The sequence below is a fragment of the Methanospirillum sp. genome (assembly GCF_035560735.1).
In the GTDB taxonomy this organism is placed as follows: domain Archaea; phylum Halobacteriota; class Methanomicrobia; order Methanomicrobiales; family Methanospirillaceae; genus Methanospirillum.
The window spans coordinates 1-8,018 of the sequence record NZ_DATMYY010000101.1; the positions used below are offsets into that span (position 1 = coordinate 1).

Annotated in this window: 9 protein-coding genes and 1 pseudogene; 9 read left to right on the forward strand and 1 reads right to left on the reverse strand. The window is 46.5% G+C overall.

Annotated elements, in window-relative coordinates; genetic code table 11:
* Positions 1–52 precede the first annotated feature (52 nt).
* The 3 genes from VN429_RS03275 to VN429_RS03285 all read left to right on the forward strand — a co-directional run bounded on the left by VN429_RS03275 (position 53) and on the right by VN429_RS03285 (position 2,482).
* Entirely contained in the window at positions 53–595 is a 543-nt protein-coding gene (locus VN429_RS03275; protein ID WP_325629751.1) for a GNAT family N-acetyltransferase, read from the forward strand.
* Between the two features lie 128 nt (positions 596–723).
* On the forward strand, positions 724–1,065 hold the full coding sequence (locus VN429_RS03280) for a hypothetical protein (protein ID WP_325629753.1): 342 nt from the start codon (positions 724–726) through the stop codon (positions 1,063–1,065).
* A 253-nt stretch (positions 1,066–1,318) separates the two neighbouring features.
* The gene (locus VN429_RS03285) at positions 1,319–2,482 is read left to right on the forward strand and encodes an MFS transporter (protein ID WP_325629755.1); all 1,164 of its coding nucleotides are present in this window, start codon (positions 1,319–1,321) and stop codon (positions 2,480–2,482) included.
* Between the two features lie 87 nt (positions 2,483–2,569).
* Here VN429_RS03285 and VN429_RS12535 read toward each other — a convergent pair.
* Positions 2,570–2,911 (reverse strand): annotated as a pseudogene (locus VN429_RS12535) (YkgJ family cysteine cluster protein); the annotation flags it as partial.
* Positions 2,912–3,055: 144 nt separating this feature from the next.
* Here VN429_RS12535 and VN429_RS03290 point away from each other — a divergent pair.
* The 6 genes from VN429_RS03290 to VN429_RS03315 all read left to right on the forward strand — a co-directional run.
* Entirely contained in the window at positions 3,056–3,913 is an 858-nt protein-coding gene (locus VN429_RS03290) for a metalloregulator ArsR/SmtB family transcription factor (RefSeq protein WP_325629757.1), read from the forward strand.
* A gap of 58 nt (positions 3,914–3,971) precedes the next feature.
* Complete coding sequence (locus VN429_RS03295) at positions 3,972–4,463, forward strand: flavodoxin family protein (protein ID WP_325629759.1); 492 nt, start codon at positions 3,972–3,974, stop codon at positions 4,461–4,463.
* Complete coding sequence (locus VN429_RS03300) at positions 4,460–5,269, forward strand: EFR1 family ferrodoxin (RefSeq protein ID WP_325629762.1); 810 nt, start codon at positions 4,460–4,462, stop codon at positions 5,267–5,269. The genes VN429_RS03295 and VN429_RS03300 overlap by 4 nt, the downstream gene beginning before the upstream one ends.
* Positions 5,262–6,422, forward strand: coding sequence for a radical SAM protein (locus VN429_RS03305; protein ID WP_325629764.1), 1,161 nt, complete (start codon positions 5,262–5,264; stop codon positions 6,420–6,422). Before VN429_RS03300 ends, VN429_RS03305 begins: the two co-directional genes overlap by 8 nt.
* 88 nt (positions 6,423–6,510) lie before the next feature.
* Complete coding sequence (locus VN429_RS03310) at positions 6,511–7,224, forward strand: DUF169 domain-containing protein (RefSeq protein WP_325629768.1); 714 nt, start codon at positions 6,511–6,513, stop codon at positions 7,222–7,224.
* A 184-nt stretch (positions 7,225–7,408) separates the two neighbouring features.
* The coding region (locus VN429_RS03315) for a hypothetical protein (RefSeq protein WP_325629766.1) at positions 7,409–8,018 on the forward strand (610 nt) is incomplete at its 3' end.

Sequence of the window (8,018 nt, forward strand, 5' to 3'; positions counted from 1 at the left end):
TTATTTAGTGGTTTGCTCTAAAAAGGAGTAACCTGTAACGGTCAGATAAGAGATGTCAGATATGATACTAAAAACTCCCTCCTCATTCCTGAGGCCATGGTCAATGGATGACCGTCTCTCTCTCGTAAGACATGCAGACAACCCGGATATCGCGGCATCTATGCGTGACGGGTTCCCAAGCCCCTATACTCTTGCAGATGCAGATAGGTTCCTCGCCATGGCAACCGGTGATCATCCTCATCTTTTCATGGCTGTTGTGATTGATGACCAGGCAGTGGGAGGTATCGGAATTCACCTTCTGGATGATATTTATCGTCGAAGTGCCGAGATTGGATACTGGCTGTCGAGGCCATACTGGGGACAGGGGATTATATCAGATGCAGTAAGTGCCGTTCTCCCTGTCGCGTTCAGGAATCCTGATATCATCAGGATACAGGCTGGTGTCTTCTCGAATAATCCCAGATCGATGCGTGTGCTGGAAAAGAATGGTTTTGTCCTTGAGGCAATTCATAAAAAAGCTATCGTCAAGCAGGGAAAAATCCTTGATGAGCATCTGTATGTATTCTTCAGGGATGATGAGAGCCCGGAAGGATAAGTCATTACCATATCATAAGGACAAAATCAGGATCTCCGGGTCAGACGGCCTGTTAACTCCGTATAATTCATAATTCTTTCAATAATGGGCTTATGTTTAATACCAGTTAGCATTCACCCTCTTCTGACATGGATTACCTGTATACACTCCTGAAGTTCCTCGTTGCCGGATGTATCATTGTCGGGGTTACAATAATTGTTCAGCATATTGATCCCCGCTATGGGGGCATTCTCGCTGCTGCTCCCATAACAACAACAATTGCCTTCATGTTTACCTATGCAGAGTCAGGAACCAATGTTGCCCACCAGCTTGTACTGGGTTCTTTTTACTTCGCCATCCCGTCGCTTATTTTTCTGGCATCTCTCTATCTTCTTGCAGAACGGTTCTCTTTCTTATCGAGCATCTGTGGAGCGTATCTGATATGGATCGGTGGGGTTCTCCTGATGAACAGGGTTATGAGTGTAGCATAACGTAAGTGGCAGCGGGGACGAAACCAGATAAATATCCTCTCCAATTTGCTCACGATGTAAAAATAGTAATTGAGATTGCGCTACAGGATGCTGGTATTGACTTGTATGATCAGATCCTGTCCTTATTTCCCTTTTTATGCTGAGTAAGTATGGAGTGTAATGCAGGATTCGTAGTATTGTTCAGAATATCTGGAATGTTTCGGATTTGACCTGCATCAGCCTGTCTGCCTTGTAGAATTCAACAGTTGTATATATGATCGCCAGCCTGCCATCTCCCGGAACCAGAAGGCGGATCTTTCTCTCCCTCTACTCTGCAGTGTTTGCCACAATGATAGGTGTTGGCATCGTCATACCGTTGTTTCCCCGTTATGCCGCCACTCTCGGGGCTACCGGGATCTGGATCGGGGCGATATTTTCAGCGTTTGCATTATCCAGGGCACTCTTTCTCCCTGTCTTTGGGAGATTATCTGATGATCACGGTCGTCGCCGTCTTATCATTTTAGGGCTGTGCATGTACTCTCTCATCTCTTTTCTGTACACACTTGCGGGATCAGTATACGAGATCACGGCTCTACGGTTCATACACGGTATCGCCTCTGCAATGGTGCTTCCTGTTGCAATAGCGTATATCAGTGAAATCGCCCCCACTGGAGAAGAAGGAAGGTTTGTAGGCTCATTTGCGAGTTCAGTCTCACTCGGTATGAGTCTTGGTCCGTTTATCGGGGGAGTCATTTCTGACATATTCACAATGGATGCAGTCTTTCATGCAATGACTCTCCTCTCCCTGGCAGCTCTTGCTACGGTATTTTTCTTTCTGCCTGAGCTCCCCTCAAGACCTGTTCAAAAATCACCAATCAGGGCCGTTATGGCCTACAAGCCGCTTCGTGGACCCATTCTGTACCAGTTAATGTATGCCCTCGCGAATGGTACATTCATGGTTTTTCTCCCGGTTGCGGCGATAAAGAGCGGCGGGCTTTCGGCATCAGAGACAGGACTGATCATTCTGGTATCAGTACTAGCAACCCCGGTTTTTCAGTATTTTTTCAGCAGGATCGCTGATCAGTTTGACAGATATTACCTTATTGCGGGAGGCACTGCCATGATTGGCACTTCTCTCCTGGTCCTTCCTGAGTTTACCGGACTCCTCCCTTATCTGATTGCAGCTCTTTTGATGGGTGTTGGCAGGGCTGTCTCGCTTCCGGCAATGTATGCTGTTGTGACTGTAGCAGGACGGGAAGTCGGGCAGGGGAGTGCATCGGCACTTGTGAACACAGTACTCTCAATCGGACTTGTCATATCCCCGCTCTTCTCCGGTATTGTAATGGATATATCTGGAACCCAGGTGGTTTTTTACGTGGCCGGGATTGCAAGCATCTGTTGTACGTTCATCTTTTTCAGGATGGACCAATGCTCCTGAACATATGGTTGAGGTCTCTCTCAACGTGTGTTCAACAACCGGACAATTGAAGAACTCTCCTTTTTCGCCCCATTCCCAGGGCCTGAATCTGGTGCAGATAGAGGGTCTCGTCTCATAGATTGAACAGAACCACTCACTTTCAGAAAGTGGCCGCAAAAATGGACAGTCCTTGTAATAATCATTGGTGTCCGGATTTATCATATCGGTCCAGAGAACCCGGGAAAGGGATTCTGGATTTTTGAAAAAAGCGCAATTGATATACGATCCGTCCGTGCAGAATGCTTCAAAAAATGTGAGAATATCTCTCCGATCTTCGATCACCCATCGCTTGAGATCTTCACTATTTGCATTAATAGAAGGGCCGTACCTGCAGCATCTGCCGCATCTCAGGCAGACAGGTGCCAGGCCGGGGGTCTGATCCGGATCCATGCGTTCAGCATAGACTGAGTGCTCATATTATAGGAGGTGGAGGGTATCAGCGGTATTGGGGTACCGGTACTCAGTCTCCTCTCAGGCCCCGCAGCACCATACAGAAATTTGTTATAAGACTATAAGTAATTAGTTATACACTTCATGGTAGCAGAAGTTCCTGAAGACAACACTCCAGATGAATGCCCACAGGTCCGTGATCTTGCAGAGGCATTTAAAGTCTTGAGCGATGCAAACCGACTTCGTATTCTCTTTCATCTGGCAACAGATACAACCGGAACGCTGGGCGTATCTGACCTGGCTGCACGCGTCGGCATTTCCCAGCCAGCTGTCTCGCAGCATCTCAAACTGCTTAAATCAGACGGGCTTGTTGAGTCAGAACGTGTTGGCTTTCACGTCAACTTTACCCTGAATCGTGCCCGCATGGTTCAGATCGCAGGGCAGTTTGAACAGGTACGCTCTATCGTACTTTCACGATGTAACCAGCAGCTTGTCAGAGAAAAGATCCCCAAAGGCCCGCTTAACATCGTCATTGTGTATTACTCATACTCAGGGATTACCAGAGGGCTGATGGAGAAGATCCAGGAAGTATGCGGCGGGGATCTCATTGAGATTCACACGTTGAAAAAATACAGGTCCTTCACCGCGTTCACAACTGGTTGTCTTCGCTCCCGCAATGAAGAGAAGGATCAGATAACACCTGATGTCATCGATGTATCAGCGTATGACCTCCTAGTGATCGCGACCCCTGTCTGGGCCTGGAAACCTGCTCCTGCTGCCAACTCCCTTGTTGCCGGATTAACCGGTTGTGAAGGGAAAAAGGCTTTTGTGTGCACCACATACAGCAGCAATCCCGGTCATTGTCTTCCGATACTTAAGAAAGATCTGGAAGAGAAAGGTGTTGTTGTTGCGGGGGAGGCAGCATTTTCCCGTCGTGAAACAGAGGATTCACATCATGTAATGGAACTGATCAGGATGATCATCGAGGCATATCAGACATGAACTGCAGGGAGATTGACCCAACCATAAAGGACTCATATCAGAAGAGAGATTGACCATCATGAAGATCACTGTCATCTATCATTCACATTCAGGAAAGACCAGGACAATAGCAGAGAAGATTCATCACCAACTTGGAGGAGATCTTATCGAAGTCGTCCCGAATCAGCAGTATTCTACCCTTTCAGCTGTAACGAAAGGATGCTACCGGGCACTGACAGGTACAGCAGATTCAGTTACCCCTGATTCAATAGCTCTTGGAGATACAGATCTTGTGGTTTTCGCATGCCCGGTTTGGGCAGGAAAGCCAACCCCTGTGATGAATGGGGCACTCAAGGTACTATCTGGAGAAAGTGGGAAACGAGCGTTTCTGATTGTAACCTGTAATGATGCGAAGAGTGGCGGTCAGGCTATTGCCCTGCTCAAATCACGTGTATCTGATGTAGGGATGGTCCCTGCCGGAGAAGGAGTTCTTGACAAACATACTGTAATCAGCGATCAAGCGATTACACCCCTTATCGAAAAAATCCGCCTCACCGGAGGGAAATCATGAAGACGACACTCTATTATTTCACCGGAACCGGGAATACACTGGTTGTTGCAAGGAATATTGCTGCAATTCTTGGCGATACAGACCTTGTTCCTATTGCAGCCCTGATGAAGGAGAAAAAGAATATCACTACACCTGAAGGTAGGATAGGAATATTCTGCCCTGTGTACGATATGGGTATCCCGGTCATGGTCCGGGAATTCCTGCAAGTGTTTTCTATTTCCGCAGACTCGTATCTCTTTGCAGTTCTTACCCTTGGGGGAACCGGTGCATCTGCCCTCAAGATGATTGATCGGGCCGTGAAGTCCCACAATGGAAGGGGTATCAATGCAGGGTTCATGGTCAGGATGCCTGGTAACTTTCCTCCAATCAGTGTTCCTCCGACTGGTGAAAAACAGCGGTCCATCCTTGCGAAAGCAGAAAAAGATTGTAACAGGATAGCCGAAGAAATAAGAAACAATCGTGTAGTACATCCAGGAATGACTCCAGGGTCATCCCTTCTTCAATTCATACTCTATGAACCATTTGCAAAAAATGTTCACAATGCTGGAGAGAAATTCTCCGTATCTGATGCCTGTACTTCCTGTGGGACCTGTGTATCTGTCTGTCCATCCGGGAACATTACCCTAAATGACAAACTGCCTGTTTATGCCGACCGGTGTGAACTCTGCTGTGCCTGCCTCAACTACTGCCCTGTCCAGGCAATCAATCTGAATATGATGTTTGGAACCGAGGGAAGAGGACGGTATCATCACCCGGCAGTCACCCCTGCAGATTTGCGCAAACAGAAGGAACTTGTGCATGAGTAGTCAGCAGGTGGAGTACTCTTCCCCGCCGGCTGGCTTGTCTCCCTGTCATGATCCTGACTGGTTACCAGGGTTTTATACGCACATTCTTTCACAGAGCATCACCGCTAATATCAGGAAAGTGGTCAGGATTGTTGGGACTGATCCCTCCCTCCTTGTGACTGCAACACGGCTTCTTACAGCACAAAAAAAGGCGGCAAGAAGGCGTGAGATGCTGGCTGCTGAAGATGTACAGGTTCCGGCAGTAGTGATGTTCAGCCTGACCCACCAGTGCAACCTTGCCTGTCATGGGTGTTATATGAGATCCCTGCATCCTGTCATGGCACCGGAAATGAGTTCTGCTGATATCAGGAATCTGACCTCCCAGTGTGTTGATCTCGGCGTTTCGTTTCTGGTATTAGCAGGGGGAGAGCCTCTGGTCAGAAAGGTTGAGATCCTGATGCTGGCCAGGGAGTTTCCGTCGATGCTGTTTGCCATCTTTACAAACGGACTTCTTATTGATGAATCCCTTGCGGCTGAAATAGGAAAAAAGAAAAATATCGTTCCAATCCTGAGTATCGAAGGGGACCGGGAGGCAACAGATTCAAGGAGATCAGGCGGGGTGTATGATGCTGCAATCAGATCTTTTTCATTACTTCGCCAGAATGGCATCTTTTTCGGTTGTTCAGTTACTGTAAGCAGCAAAAATTTCACAGAAGTCACCAGCGACAGATTTGTCAAAGAAATGATCTCATTCGGGTGCCGATTGATTACGTTTGTGGAGTACGTTCCAATCGAAGAAGAAACATCTGATGTGACCCTCTCCGATGATCAGCATAATTTACTGAACAATATACTCTCCGGGTTTTCTGATCTGTATCCTGCTCTTATCATTGGATTTCCCGGTGATGAAGAGGCCTTTGGGGGCTGTCTCTCTGCTGGAAGAGGTTTTGTTCATATAAGCCCGTCCGGTGATCTTGAGCCCTGTCCAGCTGCTCCGATCTCTGATGTGAATGTCACACAGATTCCACTTCGTGAGGCCCTCAAATCTGATCTTCTGGCAAAAATTCGTGCCAATCATCATATACTGTCTGAATCCGGTGGTGGCTGCGCCCTTTGGGCAAACAGAGGATGGGTTCAGTCTCTGTTGGCACCAGGTCAGAGTAACCTGGAATAATCCATTTTCTCTCTCTAATTCACAATTGAGAAGACTATCCTGAAGCTCTTTAAGGTAGATGATCCTATTGTTTCCAAGGAAGATCATCATGCAGGATGCCATACGAACTAAGATCGATTACCCTGAAATCTCCAGAATCATGAAAGAACTCCTTCACCTTGAAGGATCTCCTGTTGCCATCAAGTTCATCACTGAAAAGGAGCATCTTCCTGAAGGTGTCCCAGCACTTGAGGAGAAAGTAACCCATTGTCAGATGGTAAATATGGCACGAAAGGAAGGGAAGATCTTCTACTCAGTCAATGAGAATCATACCTGTATAGGCGGTTCGTGGGCTCTCGGACTTCGTGAGATAACACATACGCTAAAGAATGGAGAGTTTTATTACAAACTCGGAAAATATGACAGCTGGGCAGCATGTAAAAGGACTATTCTCAATATCCCTCATGTGGAATCGAATGCAACCTATGGCATTGCCTATGCACCGCTTGAAAAAGTCACGTTTGATCCAACCGTTGTCCTTTTGGTCACCAAACCAAAGGCAATGCTGAAACTTGCTCAAAGTAACCTGTACCGGCTTGGTGGCAGAATCACATGCAATTTTGCCGGAATTCAGTCGGTATGTGCAGATGCTTCGGCCCAGGTGTATCTGACCGGAAAAATTAATTTTTCTCTGGGATGCGACGGTTCACGGAAGTACTCAGGAATTGAAGAAGGAGAGATGGTTATGGGCATCCCTGCAGAAATGCTGCCCGAGATTGCAGATGCATTGCCGGTGGTCTGCGGAGCTCGGGGTTCATCATAACCTTCAAATGGATAGTTCATTGCTTTTTCCCGATTCTCATGAAATATCCGGATCTCTTATCCTGATCTAATTTTGTCTTTATCCATTCTCTGCCTTTTCATAAATTTGACCAGATGAAAATCGTCATGCTGATTTGTAGAAAGGATTATGTGATCACAGTATAGTATTTACCCCTGTTGTAGGGATGGACATGAGAATAATGTGTTACGCTATTCTTCTCGTATTCTGGATTGGATTATCACCAGGTATTGTTTCAGGAGCAGTGCCTCAACTCCAGACCTATGAGATCCCTGGAGAACTTTCGATGCTTCTCCCATACGGGTGGTCGGTAACTAATTTTCAATGTTGGGGAATCAGTATCATCAATCCAGATAATCCTTGTTATGGGATAATGTTCTTATCAAAACTACATCAATATCCGAATCTCCTTCCTCGTGGAACTACACCTGAACAATATGTTAATGAGTATTTTGCGTCTGATCTAAAATTAGGTGGGAAAAAGGCTTCCGCTGTTCAGATCCTCAATTCCGGAGATACCGAAATACCGGCTCTCAATGCCGTTGGTTCGGTAAATGCGAAATCTATGAAGGTTGCACTTCAAATAGAGAATGTTCCCGTTACTGCATATCTAACTGTTGGAACGTATGATGACATATTTGGGACAGCTATAGCATACCTATGGGGCTTTTATGGTCCTACTGAATCCATTGGAGTAGATGGGGTACCAATGAAGAAAGTATTTGATTCTATCAGATATGATAATGATTATTTAAACGAGTGCAATCGATTATCTC